17 protein-coding genes are annotated in these 17,119 nt (G+C 65.4%); 4 read left to right on the top strand and 13 right to left on the bottom strand.

What is annotated here, in order from left to right; translation table 11 throughout:
• The first annotated feature begins 28 nt into the window (after positions 1–28).
• Together hprK and rapZ are read left to right on the top strand one after the other, a co-directional pair.
• Positions 29–964, top strand: coding sequence for an HPr(Ser) kinase/phosphatase (gene hprK / locus ACSUZJ_RS22700; protein WP_229437698.1), 936 nt, complete (start codon positions 29–31; stop codon positions 962–964).
• A 116-nt stretch (positions 965–1,080) separates the two neighbouring features.
• On the top strand, positions 1,081–1,944 hold the full coding sequence (gene rapZ / locus ACSUZJ_RS22705) for an RNase adapter RapZ (protein ID WP_499411896.1): 864 nt from the start codon (positions 1,081–1,083) through the stop codon (positions 1,942–1,944).
• Positions 1,945–2,182: 238 nt separating this feature from the next.
• On the opposite strand, the gene ACSUZJ_RS22710 is transcribed toward rapZ, so the two are convergent.
• The 8 genes from ACSUZJ_RS22710 to ACSUZJ_RS22745 form a co-directional block, all read right to left on the bottom strand.
• Positions 2,183–3,268, bottom strand: a complete 1,086-nt coding sequence (locus tag ACSUZJ_RS22710; RefSeq protein WP_499411897.1) for an enoyl-CoA hydratase/isomerase family protein — start codon at positions 3,266–3,268, stop codon at positions 2,183–2,185.
• Between the two features lie 124 nt (positions 3,269–3,392).
• The gene (hpf, locus tag ACSUZJ_RS22715) at positions 3,393–3,746 is read right to left on the bottom strand and encodes a ribosome hibernation-promoting factor, HPF/YfiA family (protein WP_499411899.1); all 354 of its coding nucleotides are present in this window, start codon (positions 3,744–3,746) and stop codon (positions 3,393–3,395) included.
• 65 nt (positions 3,747–3,811) lie between these two features.
• A complete protein-coding gene (locus ACSUZJ_RS22720; protein ID WP_499411901.1) occupies positions 3,812–5,284 on the bottom strand; it encodes an RNA polymerase factor sigma-54 in 1,473 nt (490 codons plus the stop codon).
• A 34-nt stretch (positions 5,285–5,318) separates the two neighbouring features.
• Complete coding sequence (lptB, locus tag ACSUZJ_RS22725) at positions 5,319–6,080, bottom strand: LPS export ABC transporter ATP-binding protein (protein ID WP_499411902.1); 762 nt, start codon at positions 6,078–6,080, stop codon at positions 5,319–5,321.
• On the bottom strand, positions 6,080–6,643 hold the full coding sequence (gene lptA / locus ACSUZJ_RS22730; RefSeq protein WP_499411903.1) for a lipopolysaccharide transport periplasmic protein LptA: 564 nt from the start codon (positions 6,641–6,643) through the stop codon (positions 6,080–6,082). Before lptA ends, lptB begins: the two co-directional genes overlap by 1 nt.
• Before the next feature lie 31 nt (positions 6,644–6,674).
• On the bottom strand, positions 6,675–7,271 hold the full coding sequence (gene lptC, locus ACSUZJ_RS22735; protein ID WP_499411905.1) for an LPS export ABC transporter periplasmic protein LptC: 597 nt from the start codon (positions 7,269–7,271) through the stop codon (positions 6,675–6,677).
• Between the two features lie 3 nt (positions 7,272–7,274).
• Positions 7,275–7,805, bottom strand: a complete 531-nt coding sequence (locus ACSUZJ_RS22740; protein WP_499416646.1) for a KdsC family phosphatase — start codon at positions 7,803–7,805, stop codon at positions 7,275–7,277.
• A 12-nt stretch (positions 7,806–7,817) separates the two neighbouring features.
• A complete protein-coding gene (locus tag ACSUZJ_RS22745) occupies positions 7,818–8,816 on the bottom strand; it encodes a KpsF/GutQ family sugar-phosphate isomerase (RefSeq protein WP_499411906.1) in 999 nt (332 codons plus the stop codon).
• A gap of 132 nt (positions 8,817–8,948) precedes the next feature.
• Here ACSUZJ_RS22745 and ACSUZJ_RS22750 point away from each other — a divergent pair, with 132 nt between their 5' ends.
• Positions 8,949–10,928 (top strand): monovalent cation:proton antiporter-2 (CPA2) family protein, encoded by a 1,980-nt coding sequence (locus ACSUZJ_RS22750; protein WP_499411907.1) that lies wholly within the window; start codon positions 8,949–8,951, stop codon positions 10,926–10,928.
• Between the two features lie 2 nt (positions 10,929–10,930).
• Here the strand turns inward: ACSUZJ_RS22750 and ACSUZJ_RS22755 are convergent, their stop codons facing one another.
• The 4 genes from ACSUZJ_RS22755 to ACSUZJ_RS22770 form a co-directional block, all read right to left on the bottom strand.
• Positions 10,931–11,284, bottom strand: coding sequence for a DUF6404 family protein (locus ACSUZJ_RS22755; RefSeq protein ID WP_499411909.1), 354 nt, complete (start codon positions 11,282–11,284; stop codon positions 10,931–10,933).
• A gap of 233 nt (positions 11,285–11,517) precedes the next feature.
• A complete protein-coding gene (locus ACSUZJ_RS22760) occupies positions 11,518–12,636 on the bottom strand; it encodes a GGDEF domain-containing protein (RefSeq protein WP_499411911.1) in 1,119 nt (372 codons plus the stop codon).
• A gap of 98 nt (positions 12,637–12,734) precedes the next feature.
• A complete protein-coding gene (locus tag ACSUZJ_RS22765; protein ID WP_499411912.1) occupies positions 12,735–13,580 on the bottom strand; it encodes an MOSC domain-containing protein in 846 nt (281 codons plus the stop codon).
• Positions 13,581–13,743: 163 nt separating this feature from the next.
• Entirely contained in the window at positions 13,744–15,741 is a 1,998-nt protein-coding gene (locus tag ACSUZJ_RS22770) for a PhoX family protein (protein ID WP_499411913.1), read from the bottom strand.
• Between ACSUZJ_RS22770 and ACSUZJ_RS22775 the strand changes: the two genes are divergently transcribed.
• Entirely contained in the window at positions 15,740–15,907 is a 168-nt protein-coding gene (locus tag ACSUZJ_RS22775; protein WP_499411914.1) for a hypothetical protein, read from the top strand. The two genes, ACSUZJ_RS22770 and ACSUZJ_RS22775, sit on opposite strands and share 2 nt — an antisense overlap.
• Here ACSUZJ_RS22775 and ychF read toward each other — a convergent pair.
• Positions 15,904–16,995, bottom strand: a complete 1,092-nt coding sequence (ychF, locus tag ACSUZJ_RS22780) for a redox-regulated ATPase YchF (RefSeq protein WP_499411916.1) — start codon at positions 16,993–16,995, stop codon at positions 15,904–15,906. The genes ACSUZJ_RS22775 and ychF overlap by 4 nt on opposite strands.
• Positions 16,996–17,119 lie beyond the last annotated feature (124 nt).

The following is a 17,119-nucleotide window of genomic DNA, read 5'->3' on the forward strand; positions in this document are numbered from 1 at the left end:
GGGTCATTCCCCCCCAGGACACCGCGCCATGCTGCAGACTCCGCTCACCATCCAAAGGCTGTACGACGATAACCGCGACAGCCTGCAACTCGGCTGGTTTGCCGGCTTTCCGGGCGGCGAGCGGCTGATCTCGGGCGACGTCGCCTCGGCCGCCGACCAGGTCGGCCACCTGAACCTGATCCACCCGGGCAGGATCCAGGTGTTCGGTCACCAGGAACTGAACTACTACCACCGCCTGAAATCGAGCTCGCGCACCCACGTGATCGGCGAGCTGATCGGCGGCGGCCCGCCGGCCCTGATCATCGCGCAGGGTCTCGAAACCCCGCCCGACATCCTCGCCATCTGCGACGAGCAGAACATTCCGCTGTTCTCGACCCCGCTGCCGGCGGCCCAGGTGATCGACTTCCTGCGGGTCTACTTGTCCAAGAAATTGGCGCAGCGCGTCATCATGCACGGCGTCTTCATGGACGTGCTGGGCGTGGGCGTCCTGATCACGGGCGACTCGGGCCTGGGCAAGAGCGAACTGGGCCTGGAATTGATCTCGCGCTCGCACGGCCTGGTGGCCGACGATGCCGTCGAATTCTCGCGCATCGCGCCGAACATGATCGAGGGCCGCTGCCCGCCGCTGCTGCAGAACCTGCTGGAGGTGCGCGGCCTCGGCCTGCTCGACATCAAGGCCATCTTCGGCGAGACCGCGGTGCGCCGCAAGATGCGGCTGAAATTAATTGTTCATCTGGTCAAGCGCGGCGTGCTCGACGAGGAAGTCGAGCGCCTGCCCTTCCACTTCCCGACCGAGGAAGTGCTGGGCCTGCCGATCCGCAAGGTCGTCATCCCCGTCGCGGCCGGCCGCAACATCGCGGTCCTGCTCGAGGCCGCGGTGCGCAACACCATCCTGCAACTGCGCGGCATCGACACGCTGCAGGAGTTCATGGAGCGGCAACGCCAGGCGATGAGCGGCGACTAGTTTTCCACGCCAATTTTCTACCTTAACTCACACGATTTGCAGGCATATGCCGTGAACGCGCGATATGACGCCGCCCTGGCGGCGACAAGGCAGTATTGTTGCGGTATCATCGCGCCATGCACATCGTACTCATTACCGGTATCTCCGGCTCGGGCAAATCGGTTGCCCTGAACGTCCTCGAAGACGCGGGTTACTACTGCGTCGACAACCTGCCGCCAGCCCTGCTGCCGCAGCTGGTCAAGGCGGTCAACGCCCAGCAGACGGCCAAGCTGGCCGTGGCGGTCGATGCGCGCAGCGCCGAGTCGCTGGTCGAACTGCCGATCAATGTCCGTTCGCTGAAAGAGGAAGGTCACGAGGTCAAGGTCATGTTCCTGACCTCGAGCACCCATTCCCTGGTCGCGCGCTTTTCCGAAACGCGCCGCAGCCACCCGCTCTCGCACGAGCTGCATCCGGGCGAAAACCCGGCCTCGCGCCGCACCCTGATCGAGTGCATCGCCGAGGAGCGCGAGCGCCTGGCCCCGATCGAACAGCTCGGCCACGTGATCGACACCTCGGAAGCCTCGGCCAACAAACTGCGCGCCTGGGTCAAGGAGTTGGCGGAAGTAAAACACGCGCCGCTGACCCTGTTCTTCGAATCCTTCGCCTTCAAGGTCGGCGTGCCGCTCGACGCCGACTTCGTGTTCGACGTGCGCGCCATTCCGAATCCCTACTACGATTTGTCGCTGCGTCCGCTGACCGGCAAGGACGCCCCGGTGATCGCCTTCCTCGACGCACAGCCGAGCGCGGCCGAGATGCTGGAAGACATCCGCAAGTTCGTCGAGAAGTGGCTGCCGTCGTTCAAGACCGACAACCGCAGCTACCTGACCGTGGCCCTCGGCTGCACCGGCGGCCAGCACCGCTCGGTGTACATGGCCGAGCGCCTGGCGGCGTATTTCGGCGAGAGCGAGCGCGTGGTGTTGCGGCATCGCGAGCAGTCGTAAGGGGCCGTTCTTCGTAGGGTGGGCACCTGTGCCCACGCGGACGCCCCATCAGATCAGTGTTGTCGATAGCAAGCGGCTTACAACGTGTGAGCCTCGTGTGCATTGGCTCTGTAAGCAAAATTGCTGTGCGGTACGCTAAGGCATGACCGCGTGGGCACAGGTGCCCACCCTACGGCTGGCGTCACCGGATTCGGTAACGCCGCCGCTCAAGCTACAAGCTCGGCTTCGGCCGCTTCCCTTAATCCAGGTGCCGCAGCGGATGCGCGTGATCCGGCCACACCGGCTCGAAAAAGCGCTCCACCATCGCCGGCGTCACCTCCTCCAAACTGGCCGGGTTCCACTTCGGCGCATTGTCCTTGTCGATCACCAGCGCGCGCACGCCTTCCAGCACTTCGCCGTGCTCGAAATTGCGGCGCACCAGGTTGCGCTCCATGCGCAGGCAGTCGGCCACACTCAGCGCGGCGCCGCGCACCAGCATTTCGCGGGTCACGCACATCATCAGGGGCGAGCGCTGGCGCATCGCCTTCAGGGCCTTTTGCGCGAACGGGTTCTCGTCGCGCGAGAGCGATTCCATGATGGCGGCCACCGAGGCGGCGCCGAAGTGGGCGTCGACCGCGGCACGCTGGGCCTGCAGTTCGCTCGCGCCCACCTCACTTGCGAAGCCAGCCGCAAACGCACGGATCGCGTCGGCCAGTTGCGCGCCCGGTGTCGATTCGATCAAGGCCGTCAACGAGCCCAGTTGCGCGCCCGGGACGTACACGTCCGCCAGCCCGACGTAGAGCGCGTCGGCAGCGCCGATGGTCAGGCCGGTCAGGCCGAGGTAGTTGCCCAGCTGGCCAGGCGCATGCGACAGGAAGTGGCTGCCGCCGACATCGGGGAACAGGCCGATGTTCACTTCAGGCATCGCCATTTTCGTGCGGTCGGTCACGATGCGCAGGCCGGATTCCGGGCCGCCCTGGGCGATGCCCATGCCGCCGCCCATTACCACGCCGTCCATGATCGAGACATACGGCTTCGGGTAAAAATGAATCAGGTGATTCAGGGCGTATTCTTCGGTGAAGAAATCCTCGAGCAGTGCGCTGCCGCCCGTCGGCGTGGCGTGGCCGGCTTCATGGAAGAAACGGATGTCGCCGCCCGCGCACAGGGCTTTTTCGCTGCTGCTGGTGATCACGACCGCGTCGATATTGGCGTCGTCGCGCCAGGCCAGCAGCACCTCGGTCAGGCGCCGCACCATTTCCAGCGACAACGAGTTGAGGGCCTTGGGACGGTCGAGGGTGATCAGGCCGGTGCCGTTGGCAACGCGGGTCAGGACGGTGTCGGTCATGGTCGAAAGTGGTCGAAAAAACATCCATTCTACCGAAGGACCAGACAACTGGGGTATTGACGCACCGACAAGAAATGAAAAGGGCGCCATTGGCGCCCTCGTTCAGACGGTGCTTGCCGGCCAATCAGGCAACGGCTGCCTCTCCGCCTTCAGGACGGCGCTTGAGCGCCTCGTGGTTATGATTCTGCAGCATCGTTTTGTACTTCATCACCTGACGATCCAGCCTGTCCATCAACAGGTCGATCGCCGCGTACAGGTCTTGCGCAACGCTTTCCACGTGCACGGTCTTGCCCGACATGCGCACATTGATCTCGGCTTTCTGCCTTTTGTCTTTTTCGGTGAGATTGTCGATCGCGAGGATCACGTGGGAGTCGATCACTTGATCGAAATGGCGGGTGATGCGTTCGAGCTTGTTCTGTACGTATTCACGGATGGCGGGGGTAACGTCGAGGTGGTGGCCGCTGATGGTGAGATTCATACACACTCCTTTGAAGATGTGGCGGCTGCCGCGCCGCGCAACAAGGAAGCGCGTGGGTGCCGCCGTTACAAGGATTTGCGGAGACTGACGGGAGGAATTTTCAGTGCCTCACGGTATTTTGCAACCGTGCGGCGCGCGATGACCATTCCTTGTTCACCGAGCATTTCCGCGATCTTGCTATCGGATAATGGGTTCCTGGGGTCTTCTGCTCCTGTCAGTTGCGCGATGAGAGCCCGGATCGCCGTCGAAGATGCTTCACCTCCCGCTTCGGTGGCGACGTGGCTTCCGAAGAAATACTTCAGCTCAAACATGCCGTGCGGGGTCAGCATGAATTTCTGCGTTGTGACACGAGAAATTGTGCTCTCGTGTAGTCCTAGTGTATCAGCTATCTCACGAAGCACAAGGGGCCGCATGGCAACCGCGCCGTGGCTGAAAAAGTTGCGCTGGCGCTCCACAATGGCTTGCGAAACACGCAAGATCGTGTCGAAGCGCTGGCGCATATTCTTGATCAGCCACTTCGCTTCCTGCAGTTGCGCGCTCATCTGGCTTTCGCCCTTGCCCTGCTTGAGCAGGGCCGCGTACATGTTGTTCACGCGCAGGCGCGGCATCACGTCCTGGTTCAGCATCACGCCCCAGCCGTTCTTCGTTTTCCGGACAATCACGTCCGGAACCACGTAGTCCGAGGTGCTCGACGCAAAAGCCGCGCCCGGATGCGGATTGCATTGGCGGATCACGGCCTGGGCTTCGCGCAGGTCTTCGTCGTCGCAGTCCAGGGCTTTTTTCAGCTTGTTGAATTCGCGCTGGGCGAACCAGGTCAGGTAGCCCTCGACGATCTTGAGGGCCATGCGCCGCGTGACCAGCGGCACGCCCGGCATGCTGCGGATCTGCAGCGCCAGGCACTCGGCCGCGCTCCGTGCGCCCACGCCCACCGGGTCCAGGCTTTGCACCAGCGCCAGCGCGCAGCGCAGTTCGTCCATCTCGACCTCGAGCTCCTCGGGCAGGCGCGCGTGGATCTCGTCGAGCTGCTCTTCGAGGTAGCCGTTGTCGTCGATGGCGTCGATCACGAGTTCGGCCAGCGCACGGTCGCGCGCACTCAGGCCCGTCACCCGCACCTGTTCGGACAGGTGCTCGCGCAGCGTGATGCCGGCCGCTTCCAGTTGCGGCCGGCCATCCTCGTCCTCGCCGTTGCCGGACGACCGTCCGGCTTCGCCCCAGTCGGCATCGCCGTCGCCGCGGCCGGCATCGCCATCGGCGCCATCGAAGTCGGCCGCTTCGCCGTTCGGCGCGCCCTCCTCGCCGCCCGGCGTGGCCGGGGCCTCGCCCTGGCTGGGCGCATTGCTGATGGCGCCGTCGGCAAGCAGGCGCACCGAGTGGTCGAGCGGATCGTCCAGCCGTTCGAGCAAGGGATTGTCGGACAGGATCTGCTCGATTTCCTGGTGCAGTTCGAGCGTGGACAACTGCAGCAGGCGGATCGATTGCTGAAGCTGCGGGGTAAGCGCCAGGTGCTGCGAAGTCCGGAGTTGCAGGGATTGTTTCATCGCTTGTTGCTGCTTCGTTGTCGCTTCGTGGTTGCTACATGCGGAAGTGTTCGCCCAGGTAGACGCGGCGCACCGACTCGTCGGCGATGATGTCGTCAGGGCGGCCCGAGGCCAGCACCGCGCCCTGGTTGATGATGTAGGCGCGGTCGCAGATGCCCAGCGTCTCGCGCACGTTGTGGTCGGTGATCAGGACGCCGATGCCGCGCTCCTTCAGGAAGCGCACGATGCGCTGGATCTCGATCACCGCGATCGGGTCGACGCCGGCGAAGGGTTCGTCGAGCAGCACGAAGCGCGGATTGGTGGCCAGCGCGCGCGCGATCTCGACGCGGCGGCGCTCGCCGCCCGACAGCGACAGCGCCGGGTTTTCGCGCAGCTTCTCGATCTGGAGTTCGGCCAGCAGGGAGTCGAGGCGCGCGTCGATGGCGTCCTTCGAGAGCGGCTTGCCGTCCTCGTTGCGCTGCAGTTCCAGCACGGCGCGGATATTGTCCTCGACCGTCAGCTTGCGGAACACCGAGGCTTCCTGCGGCAGGTAGGACAGGCCCAGCACCGCGCGCCGGTGGATCGGCAGGCTCGAGATATCGGTGCCGTTGATCTCGATCGCGCCGGCGTCCGACGGCACCAGGCCGACGATCATGTAGAACGAGGTGGTCTTGCCGGCGCCGTTCGGGCCCAGCAGGCCGACGACTTCGCCGCAGCCCACTTCCAGCGAGACGTCGCGCACCACGAGGCGCTTGCCGTAACTTTTCTGCAGCCCCCGGACGACCAGGGTGCTGCCAGTGCTTGCATCTTTCATCATTATTTTCCTGCCGGTGCGGCTGCCGGCGCGGGTCCTGCGCGGCGCGGCGCGATGATCAGGGTGCCGCGCTCGCCGCCGACCTTGCTCTGGCCGCTCGGGTCGTTGCGCACCGTCGCCACTTCGCGGCGGTTGTCGTACGAGATGTAGGGGCCATTGAGTTCATTGACCAGGCGGCCGTTTTCCAGCTCCCGCACGACCGCTTTCGAATGCAGCTTCACCAGTTCCTGGCGCTCGTCGTACTCGATGCGCTCGGCCTGGCCCTCGACCCACAGGTCCGGCCCGCCGTCGCGCTTCTGGCGGAAGGTCGCCACGCGGCCCGGGCTGGAAGTGAGCGTGACGCTCATGTAGCCCTCCGGCGTTTCCTTCAGCAGCGCACGGTCGGCCTTGAGCTGCAGCGTGCCGCGCGTGAGGATCACGTTGCCGGTCAGGATGCGGGTCTGGGTCACCTCGTCGACGTCGAGCGAGTCGTAATGGACGACGGCCTGCTTGAGCGAGTCGGCGCGTTCGGCCGAGGCGGACAGGGACAGCAGCGTGAGGACGGCGGCAGCGAGGATTTTTTTCATGTGGTTGGCTCGTTCCTGGGGATTGTAGGGTTCAGCGCTGGCGCGGCGGATAGACGATCTGGCCGCGGCCGAGATGCAGCTTCTGGGTCGGGTTCTCGGCCACCAGGCCGACACTGTTCACCGTCGAGGCGCCCAGCTCCATTTCCACCGGACGGTCGGTCTTGACGATCTCCTCGTCGGCCAGCACGGTCAGCGCGTCGGTGCGCGCGCGCATCGCTTCCGCGGTCGGCGTGGCCGGACGCACGATGTCGACATTGTCGATCAGTTCGATCCGGTTTTCCTGATGGTGGATCTGGGCGCGCTCGGCATGCATGGTCATGCGCGGGCGGCCCGGCGCCATGCTCTCGACCACCGGCTTGGACACCTCGGAGACGTCGTTCAGCGGATGGTGGGCCAGGCGCTCGCCCGACACCAGATAGCGCGGTTGCCCGCTCTCGGTCATGCGCACGAGGCTGAAGTTCTCGACGATGTAGTCCGGCTCGTTCCCGGCATTGCCGAGACTGGCCTGGTCGCCGGCCTGCATCGCCTGCAGCAGCCAGAAGCTGCCGAAGGCGAAGAACACGGCCGTGAGCATCAGCGCCAGCAGCTTCCAGCGGTGCGAGGTCCGGCGGTTGGCAATGGTCGCCATGTTTTACGCGAAATACGGCGCCAGCGCCTGTTCGTAGCTGCCCTGGGCGCGCATCACCATGTCGCACACTTCGCGCACGGCGCCGCGCCCGCCCGGCGCTTTCGTCACGTAGTGCGCGCGGTACTGGACTTCCGGATGGCCGCTGGGCACGGTGACGGCAAAGCCGACTTTCGTCAGCAGCGGCAGGTCGATCACGTCGTCGCCGATGTAGCCGCACTGCTCGGCCGTCAGCTTGGATTGCGCCAGCAGCTCGACAAAGGCGACGCGCTTGTCGTGGAAGCCCTGCCAGACGTGGGTGATGCCGAGGTCCTTCGCGCGGGCGTTGACGATGGGCGACTTGCGCGCGCTGATGATGGCGGTCTGCACGCCGGTCTTCTGCAGCAGCTGGATGCCCAGGCCGTCGAGGACATTGAAGGTCTTGGTCACTTCGCCGTCCGGCCCGTAAGTGAGGCTGCCGTCGGTCAGGATGCCGTCAACGTCGAAGATCATCACTTTCACGCGCGCTGCGCGCTGCATGTGTTCGAGCGGGGTCATTGAATCACTCATTTAAATCACTTTTGCGCGGGTCAGGTCGTGGATGTGCAGGGCGCCGACCAGTTTGCCATCAAGGTCGACCACCAGCATCTGGTTGATGCGGAATTCTTCCATGATCGCCACCGCGTCGACCGCCAGCTGCTCCGGGTGCACGGTGCGCGGGTTCAGGTGCATGACGTCGCGGATCGAGATGTTCGAGAAGTCCTGCACGCGCTCGATCAGGCGGCGCAGGTCGCCGTCGGTGAACACGCCCAGCGGACGCCCGTCCGCGTCGACGACGGCGGTCATGCCCATGCCCTTCTGGCTTACTTCGAGCAGCGCCTGCGCCAGCGGCGTGTCCAGCGCGACTGCCGGCACGGCGTCGCCGCTGCGCATCACGTCGCGCACGTGGGTCAGCAGGCGCCGGCCCAGGGCGCCGCCCGGGTGCGAGCGCGCGAAGTCTTCCTCGCGGAAGCCGCGCGCGTCCAGCAGCGCCACGGCCAGGGCGTCGCCCAGGGCCAGCGTGACGGTGGTGCTGGCGGTCGGCGCCAGGTTCATCGGGCAGGCTTCCTTGGCCACCGAGATGTCGAGGTGGACGTCGGCGAGCAGCGCCAGGCGCGATTGCGGCTTGCCGGTCATCGCGATCAGGGGCGTACCCATGCGCTTGACGACCGGAAGGATATCCATCAGTTCCGACGATTCGCCGGAGTTCGAGATCGCGATGAACACGTCCTGGGCGGTAACCATGCCCAGGTCGCCGTGCGCGGCTTCGCCCGGATGCACGAACATCGCCGGGGTGCCGGTCGAGGCCAGGGTGGCGGCGATCTTGCGGGCGATGTGGCCGGACTTGCCCATGCCCGACACCACGACGCGGCCGGTGCAGGCGTACAGCACGGCCACCGCGCGCACGACGGCATCGTCGGCATCGAGCCGGTCGTGCAAGGCCCTGACCGCGTCGGCTTCGATCGCGAGGGTCTCGCGCGCCAGTTCCATCACGCGGCGGGACTGGTTCTCGTCAAATCTGTTCTGCATTGTTTTTTCATCGGTTACACTCATCCCGGAAGTATAAACGAATTGCGAAAGCAAAAAACTTGCCAGACGTATCAAGACGTTTCAAACAACGTTCCGTGCGCACAAAAATGTAGTCAACCAAGACGCTAACGTATGGCATCCGGACTCGAACTGACTCTCCTCCTGCTCGGCAGCGCGGTGCTGGGCGTGGTTGCCTTCCGCAGCCTGCACCTGCCGCCCATGCTGGGCTACCTGGCCGTGGGCGTGCTGATCGGCCCGCACGCGCTGGGCCTGGCCGCCGATACCGCCACCACGCATGCGCTGGCCGAATTCGGCGTCGTTTTCTTGATGTTTTCGATCGGGCTGGAGTTCTCGCTGGCCCAGTTGCGCGCCATGCGCCGCATCGTGTTCGGCCTGGGACTGGCGCAGGTGGTACTGACCATCGTCGCCACGGTCGCCGGGGCCCTGCTGCTGTCGATGTGGATCCCCGCCCTGCAGGTGAGCTGGCAGGCCGCCTTCGCGCTCGGCGGCGCGCTGGCGATGTCGTCGACCGCGATCGTGGTGAAACTGCTCACCGAGCGGCTGGAACTGGAAAGCGAGCACGGACGGCGCATCATCGGCATCCTGCTGTTCCAGGACCTGGCCGTGGTGCCGCTGCTGATCCTGATCCCCTCGCTGGCGCGCAATCCCGAAGACCTGGCCGCGACCCTGGCCTGGGCCGGCGTGAAGGCGGCGGCCGTGCTGGCGCTGCTGCTGTTCTTCGGCCAGAAGCTCATGCGCAACTGGTTTACCCTGGTAGCCAAGCGCCGCTCGCAGGAGCTGTTCATGCTCAACCTGCTCTTGGTGACGCTCGGCGCGGCCTGGATCACCGAACGCGCCGGCCTGTCGCTGGCGCTGGGGGCTTTCGTGGCCGGCATGCTGATCTCGGAAACCCAGTTCAAGCACCAGGTCGAAGAAGACATCAAGCCCTTCCGCGACGTGCTGCTCGGCCTGTTCTTCATCACCATCGGCATGCTGCTCAACCTGCGCCTGGTGCTGGAGCACTGGTGGCTGGTGCTGGTCCTGCTGGTGATTCCCGTGCTATTGAAATTCGCGCTGATCGCGCTGCTGGCGAAAGCCTTCGGTTCCTCGGACGGGGTTTCGATGCGCACGGGCCTGGCCCTGGCGCAGGCGGGCGAGTTCGGTTTCGTGCTGCTCAACCTCGCCTCGGGCTCGAAGCTGATCGATCCCTTCCTGATGCAGCTGGTGCTGGCCTCGATGGTGCTGTCGATGCTGGTCGCGCCGTTCGTGATCGCCAAGTCGGACCGGATCGTGATGAAGATCGCCTCCAACGAATGGATGATGCAGTCGCTGCAGCTCACGCAACTGGCCAGCCGCACGATGGCCGCGCAGCAGCATGTGATCATCGCCGGCTTCGGACGCAGCGGCCAGAGCCTGGCCACCCTGCTATCGGACGAGAAGCTGCCCTGGTATGCGCTCGACCTCGACCCCGAGCGGGTGCAGGAGGCGCAGGCGGCCGGCTCCAGCGTCTCGTATGGCGACGCCGGCCGGCGCGAAAGCCTGATCGCAGCCGGCATCAATCGGGCAAGCGCATTGGTGATCACCTTCGCCGACACCCGCGCGGCCCTGAAGGTGCTGCACCTGGTGCACGAGCTGGCGCCCTCGCTGCCGGTGATCGTGCGCAGCCACGACGACAGCGACCTGGAAACCCTGCGCCAGGCCGGCGCCACCGAGGTGGTGCCGGAAGCGCTCGAGAGCAGCCTGATGCTCGCTTCGCACGCGCTGGTGGTGGTCGGCGTGCCGCTGCGGCGCGTGGTGCACCGCGTGCAGAGCGCGCGCGACGAACGCTACGCCGCCCTGCGCGGCTACTTCCACGGCGCCAGCGACATCACCGACGACCCGGAGCACATGTTCGTGCGCCTGCATTCGGTGGTGCTGGGCGAGGACGCGAAGGCGGTCGGACGCCGCCTCGACGAGCTGGGGCTGGACGAACTCGGGGCCGAGGTGACCGGCATCCGGCGTGCGCGCATGCGGGTGGACCCCGAGGACGGGACGGTGCTGCAGGCGGCCGACGTGGTGGTGCTGCGCGGCTCGGCCGACGCGGTGACGCGGGCCGAGGGAAGGTTGTTATAGGATCAGGAACCGAGCGAGTCCCAGCTCGGCAACTTGTATTTCTTCTTGCTCCAGGCGTAGACGCCGGCCATCGCCAGGCCATAGCACAGGCCGCAAATCACCGCGCCCAACGCGGCCAGCGCCGGATGCGTGCCATCCTCGCGCCAGCGGATGAACCACATGATGAGCGCCCAGAAGGGCCCGAACCACAGGGCCGAGACCAGCGTGGTGCGCCAGAACGATTCGAAATGCAGCGGGCGCACCTGCATGCCGAGGCGGCGGAACAGGCGCAGCGGGGCCGGTTCAGAGGTGTACTGGGGAATACCGTGACGCCTGAGGACGGCCATGGCGCGCTGGCGGCGTTCTTCGAAAGTCATGTTAAGTCCTGGTAACAAAACAGCACGATGCTAGCACGAGTTGGTAGGGTGGACACCTGTGTCCACGCGGTCGTCCGGCTCCAGGCCGCAAAGCAGGCAGCATGATCGCCAATAGGCAACCGGCATCGTCCGCTCCGCGTTCCTTATCGACAGGCATGCCGGGTACCGCGTGGACACAGGTGTCCACCCTACGAAAGGATATTTCATTCACATTAATAAAATGAAATTTTATTTCAGCCCGCCAGCACCACGCGATTGCGTCCCGCTTCCTTCGCCCGGTACAGCGCGCCATCCGCCTGCGCCACCAGCTGCTGGGCCACGCTCTCGATCGGCTGCTCGCGCGCGGCGGCGTCGAGGGTGGCCACGCCGATCGACACCGACACTTCCATGAACTGCCCGTCCGCCAGGTCGATCGCGCTGCGGGCCACGCCGGCGCGGATGCGGTCGGCCACCACGGCGGCGGCCGGCAGGTCGGCGTCGACCAGCAGCACCACGAACTCCTCGCCGCCGAAGCGCGCCAGCGCGTCCGACAGGCGCAGCTCGCTCTTGATGCGGGCGGCCACTTCGCGCAGCACCTCGTCGCCGGCCTGGTGTCCAAACCGGTCGTTGACGAGCTTGAAATGGTCGACGTCGATGAACATGACGGACATCCGGTTGCCTTGGCGGCGCGCGCGCGCGATTTCCTCGAGCAGGCGGCGGTCGATGTAGCGGCGGTTGTAGACGCCCGTCAGCGCATCCGTCAGGCCGATGTACTTGAGCATCTCGTTGCTGATCACGTTCTCGAGGCAGATCGCGATGATCGAGGCCATGTGCTCGATGAAGTCGGTCGCCATGTTCGGCGTGAAGCGCTCCCGGTCGGCGCTGGCCAGGTTCAGGCTGCCGATCAGGCGCTTGTTGCGCAGCAGCGGCACCAGGGCCACGCTTTCGAGGCCGCCGCGCGCGTGTGGAAAGCGCGGGCCGTGCGCGGCCGCCTCGAATCGCTCCAGGCGCGGGCGCGGCCTGGCGCCGTCGGGCGCCTCGAAACCCAGCTCGACCCCATGCTCGCAGAACAACAGGTCGGGCAGCGGCTCGAAGTCCACGCCCAGCTTGTGCATGACGGTATAGATGTCGGCGTCGGCGTCGACCAGCGACAGGGTCACCGCGTCGAGTTCGGAAATCGCCGGCAGCGTCCGGAAAATGGTGCCGACCAGCTCCTGGAAGGTCGAGGCGCCGACGATCTCGAGGTCGAAAGCCTGGTGCCGGCACATGATGTCGTGGTTGCGCTGGGCCTGGTCGAGCAGGTAAGCCATGCGCGCGCGCAGGGCTTCGTTTTCGGCAATCAGGTCGCGCGACGTCGCGTCCGGCTGGTGCATGACATTCCTTTCAGCAATAACCCTTACCTTACGCGATACCACCCGGCTTGGGAACGAAAACGGGCGTTTCCTGTCCGGGAGCACCGCGCGGCGCGGCCTTAAAACGACAAAGCGACGCTAAGCTCCTGGCCAAGCCGCAGGGTGCCGCCGGCGCCTTCGAGCACGATGCAGTTCATGCCGACGCATACGGCGCCGTCGAGAATCGCCTTGCCGCGCCAGGACTGCAGGATGTCGAGCGGGTCCGGTCCGGGGATGCCGGTGGCCTGGTCGACCGCGGGAATCGGGCAGCGGGCGCAGGGTTTGACCGGCTTGATGACGATGTCGCCGGTGCTCAGCGCCTCGGTGTAGTCCTCTTCGAAGGGATCGGTGCCCTCGACCACCAGGTTGGGGCGGAAACGATTCATCGGCAGGGCCTCGCGGCCGGCAGCCAGCATGCGCGCGTTGATCTCTTCGAGTGCGGAGGCGCCGATCAGGAGCAGCGGATAGGCGTCGGCAAAGCGCGCGCTGGACGGTGCGCCGCCGGTCCACCTGGTGCTGGTCGGCCGCTCCAGCCCGGGACGGAAGCGCACAAGGCGGCAAGTCCCGTCCAGGGCCTGGCCGAACCAGGCGGCAGCCGCGTCGCCGCAGTCGCTGGCCTCGACGTTGTCGTCCCAGATCTGCACACGCAGCGTGCGCGCGCCCGCATCCAGGGCCAGCGGCAGGCGCAGCGGCGCCATGCCGGGCGCCGTCACCAGCAGTGCATCGCCGTCGACGCGCGGCCTGATCGTCGCCATGCGCGGGTATTCGCGCTGGGTCAGGAACTGGCCTTCCTCGTCCACCAGCATCCACTCGCGGTCGTGCACGCCGCACGCACGCAGACCCGAAACGGTCGCTTCCGCCTCCTCGACGGCCATGCCGGCGCAAGACTTGATCGGATAAAGGATGAGCTGGGAAAGGATGGCCATATGTCGCGTCGGTGCGTCTGTCGAAAAGGCCGACAGTATCGCACCAAACGCGGCGGCCGTGAGCGGCAGCTTGGTCGTAGGGTGGGCACCCCGTGCCCACGCGTTACGCGCATGGCCGGCAGTCGCAGCCAGCGATATATCGCCCGCAAAGTGTGCGACGGACTTATGCCTTGGCCAGGCGCATCTGGCTCAGTTCACCCGTCAGGTAGCCGACCGCGGAGCCGAACTTGTCCTTGTAGTTCGCGCGCACCAGCGGATCGAGCGTGGCCTTGACGTTGTTGTGGATGCTGCCCCAGTCGCCGGCGTGCTGGAAGTTGCTCATGATGTAGGTCCAGCCATTCAGTTCGTCGACCGCATGCAGGCCGGTCGACTCGCCGCCGGCCGGGATCGACATCAGGCGCGAGAGCTGCTTGGTGTCGACGTTGTAGGCCCACAGGAAGTTGTTGACGTGCTGGCCGCTGTCTTCGCCGATGAACAGGGTGCGCAGCTTTTCCGAGAATTTCAAATTGTCCGGGTTGCCGATCTTGTTCGGATTGGCAGTATTGCCCAGCGCATCGGCGGTAATGTCTTCGCCCGTGATCAGGGCCTTGATATCGACCGGCATCCATTCGCTGTCGATGGCCGCGCCGTTGACGTCCTTCTGTCCGCCCTTCAGGTTCAATGCCATCACCGCGCCGGCATTGAGCGCCTTCGGAATCGACACGCCGTTGCCCGCCACGTTCAGCTTGTTCCCGGCGACCATCGAGCTCTGGCAGTTCTGCAGCGCCGAGTAGGCGATCTTGTCCCTGGCGTTGACGGTCGTGCCTTCCATCTTGGTAAAGCCCATCGAGGCGCCGACCAGGGCGGCGTAGCGGTGGGTTTCCAGGAAGGCGGCGGCCTTTTCCATGCCCGGCATGAGCTTGATCCACTCGACCGCGCCGTTGGCGGCCACCTGCTTGAAGGCGGCGTCCTGCGGATCGACCGTGCGCACGTCCATGATGTCAGTCGGTTTCAGGGTCGCGGCCAGCTGGCGGATCTCGGCGCTGGTGGCCGAGCCGAGCCTGATCCAGGTGAGCGGTGCGGCGAGCGTGGCGGCCGGGTCGACCGAGAAACCGGCGCCGACCTTGGCCACGTACAGGGTGCCCGCGGACAGATCCTTTTCCTTGTCGGCCACGAACACGAAATAGCCGCTGTTGGTGGCGTCGTCGCCCATCAGCACGGTGCGCTGGTCCGGCATCACCTGCACCAGCTCGTGCGAGATGCGGCCCATGCAGTAGTGCTTCTTGATCGAGGCGGTGCCGTCCGGGTTGACCGTCACTTCCGGCATGTGGCCGTAGTTGTAGGGATTGGCCGCGGTCTCGCTGCCGTACAGGTTCTTGCTGAAGGCCTTGAACTGGGCGTCGGTTGCGGCAGTAAAAGCGTTCGGCTCGTACTCCTCGCTCGACAGGTGGGTGCCCCAGGGCGACAAGGACGCGCCGCAGGTGATCCACAGGCCTTCGACGCCGGAGGTGTCGACGTTGTGGTACTTCACCAGCGACAGCTTGCCGGTGGTCTGGTCCTGGTCCAGGGTCAGCACGGCGATCGGCGACGGCAGGCGGCCATACATGCCGGTGACGCCGTCCTGGGCCAGGCTGGTGTACTCGAACTGCACCACGGCAAACACGGGCTTGCCCTTCACGCCCGGCACATTCGCGTTCGGCACCGACAGCAGCGAGGTGCCGTCCGGTGAATCCGAGAAGAACTGGCGCTCCTTGCCGGGCACGGTGGCGTCGATGATCGGCTGGTTGCGGATGTCGTAGTAGCCGCCGGCCAGGATGGTGCCGCCGGCGCCGTTCGGAACCATGTCGCCGGTGATGAAGAAGGGTTGGTACGAGAGCTTGAAGTCGAGCTTGCTGCTGTCGCTGAAGTTCACGGTCATGGTCGAACCGACCGTGGTGGTGGCCATCGCGGCGGCGTTCGCCAGGGTCGGCGCGTCCATCGAGCTGAAGGTGACGCTGGCCAGGGTCACCGGTGCCGGCGCGACCGGCGGGACCGGGGTGACGGCCACTGGCGTGTCGTCGTGGCTGTCGCCACCGCAGCCGGCCAGCAGGGAGGCGCCGGCAAAGCCGCTCAAAGGCAGCATCGGGGCGGCGCCCAGCATGCGCAGCAGGCGGCGGCGGGACAGTTCAGGGGTCGGGTTCATGCGTCGTTTCTCCATGGGTTTGGTGATCCGGCGCGGCGCAATGGCCGCGTTGATGGAGGCGCAGAATAGAGGAGGAGTGTTTCGTGTTGATGACAGGGGTGTATTGATCGGGCAAAGAAAAAGCCCGCGCATGGCGGGCTTGGATGTCGAGGCGAGCTTTCGTTAGACGTTGAACAGGAAGTTCAGCACATCCCCATCCTTGACGACATACTCCTTGCCCTCAGCACGCATCTTGCCCGCTTCCTTCGCGCCCGCCTCGCCCTTGTAGGCGATGTAGTCATCGAACGAAATGGTCTGCGCACGAATGAAGCCGCGCTCGAAGTCGGTGTGGATCACGCCGGCCGCCTGCGGGGCGGTGGCGCCGACCTTCACGGTCCAGGCGCGCACTTCCTTGACGCCGGCGGTGAAGTAGGTCTGCAGGCCGAGCAGCTTGTAGGCGGCGCGGATCAGGCGGTCCAGGCCCGGCTCTTCCATGCCCATGTCGGCCAGGAAGGCGGCCTTGTCGGCGTCGTCCAGGTCGGCGATTTCCGATTCGATGGCGGCGCTGATCGCGACGATCGGGGCGTTCTGCTTCCTGGCGAATTCGGTCAGCTGGTCCAGCAGCGGGTTATTGGTAAAACCGGTGTCGGACACGTTGGCGACGTACATCGCCGGCTTCGCAGTGATCAGGTGCAGTTCGCGGATCTGTGCCATCTCGTCGGCGTCCAGGCCCAGGGTGCGGACCGGCTGGCCTTCGTTCAGGTGCGGCAGCATGCGCTCGCACAGCGCCACCAGCTTGGCCGCGTCCTTGTCGCCCGAGCGGGCTTTTTTGTTTTCGCGGTGGATCGCCTTCTCGACGGCGGTCAGGTCGGCCAGGGCCAGTTCGGTCTGGATCACTTCGATGTCGTCGATCGGGCTGACTTTGCCGGCGACGTGGATGACGTTCGGGTCTTCGAAGCAGCGCACGACGTTGACGATGGCGTCGGTCTCGCGGATGTGCGACAGGAACTGGTTGCCCAGGCCCTCGCCCTTCGAGGCGCCGGCCACCAGGCCTGCAATGTCGACGAATTCGACGATGGCCGGGACGATGCGCTCCGGCTTGACGATCTCGGCCAGCTGGGCCATGCGCGGATCGGGCACCTCGACCACGCCGACGTTCGGCTCGATGGTGCAGAACGGGTAGTTTTCAGCCGGAATGCCGGCCTTGGTCAGCGCGTTGAACAGGGTGGACTTGCCGACGTTGGGCAGGCCGACGATGCCGCATTGGAGACTCATGGGAATTCTTTCTCTCGATGATGATGGAGCTGCATGCAGCAGCTCGGAAACCCCGCATTGTAACCCGGGAGACGGGCGAATGCCGCAAAAACAGGCGCGCATGACACGCTCACAACATGTGCCG

The organism is Telluria sp. B2 (genome assembly GCF_051789535.1).
Classification (GTDB): domain Bacteria; phylum Pseudomonadota; class Gammaproteobacteria; order Burkholderiales; family Burkholderiaceae_D; genus Telluria.

What these genes read in the sequence shown, in the direction of transcription:
- hprK (WP_229437698.1), top strand. Translation starts at nt 29, where the DNA reads ATGCTGCAGACTCCGCTCACCATCCAAAGGCTGTACGACGATAACCGC.
- rapZ (WP_499411896.1), top strand. Translation starts at nt 1,081, where the DNA reads ATGCACATCGTACTCATTACCGGTATCTCCGGCTCGGGCAAATCGGTT.
- ACSUZJ_RS22710 (WP_499411897.1), bottom strand. Translation starts at nt 3,268, where the DNA reads ATGACCGACACCGTCCTGACCCGCGTTGCCAACGGCACCGGCCTGATC.
- hpf (WP_499411899.1), bottom strand. Translation starts at nt 3,746, where the DNA reads ATGAATCTCACCATCAGCGGCCACCACCTCGACGTTACCCCCGCCATC.
- ACSUZJ_RS22720 (WP_499411901.1), bottom strand. Translation starts at nt 5,284, where the DNA reads ATGAAACAATCCCTGCAACTCCGGACTTCGCAGCACCTGGCGCTTACC.
- lptB (WP_499411902.1), bottom strand. Translation starts at nt 6,080, where the DNA reads ATGATGAAAGATGCAAGCACTGGCAGCACCCTGGTCGTCCGGGGGCTG.
- lptA (WP_499411903.1), bottom strand. Translation starts at nt 6,643, where the DNA reads ATGAAAAAAATCCTCGCTGCCGCCGTCCTCACGCTGCTGTCCCTGTCC.
- lptC (WP_499411905.1), bottom strand. Translation starts at nt 7,271, where the DNA reads ATGGCGACCATTGCCAACCGCCGGACCTCGCACCGCTGGAAGCTGCTG.
- ACSUZJ_RS22740 (WP_499416646.1), bottom strand. Translation starts at nt 7,805, where the DNA reads ATGACCCCGCTCGAACACATGCAGCGCGCAGCGCGCGTGAAAGTGATG.
- ACSUZJ_RS22745 (WP_499411906.1), bottom strand. Translation starts at nt 8,816, where the DNA reads ATGCAGAACAGATTTGACGAGAACCAGTCCCGCCGCGTGATGGAACTG.
- ACSUZJ_RS22750 (WP_499411907.1), top strand. Translation starts at nt 8,949, where the DNA reads ATGGCATCCGGACTCGAACTGACTCTCCTCCTGCTCGGCAGCGCGGTG.
- ACSUZJ_RS22755 (WP_499411909.1), bottom strand. Translation starts at nt 11,284, where the DNA reads ATGACTTTCGAAGAACGCCGCCAGCGCGCCATGGCCGTCCTCAGGCGT.
- ACSUZJ_RS22760 (WP_499411911.1), bottom strand. Translation starts at nt 12,636, where the DNA reads ATGCACCAGCCGGACGCGACGTCGCGCGACCTGATTGCCGAAAACGAA.
- ACSUZJ_RS22765 (WP_499411912.1), bottom strand. Translation starts at nt 13,580, where the DNA reads ATGGCCATCCTTTCCCAGCTCATCCTTTATCCGATCAAGTCTTGCGCC.
- ACSUZJ_RS22775 (WP_499411914.1), top strand. Translation starts at nt 15,740, where the DNA reads ATGCGTCGTTTCTCCATGGGTTTGGTGATCCGGCGCGGCGCAATGGCC.
- ACSUZJ_RS22770 (WP_499411913.1), bottom strand. Translation starts at nt 15,741, where the DNA reads ATGAACCCGACCCCTGAACTGTCCCGCCGCCGCCTGCTGCGCATGCTG.
- ychF (WP_499411916.1), bottom strand. Translation starts at nt 16,995, where the DNA reads ATGAGTCTCCAATGCGGCATCGTCGGCCTGCCCAACGTCGGCAAGTCC.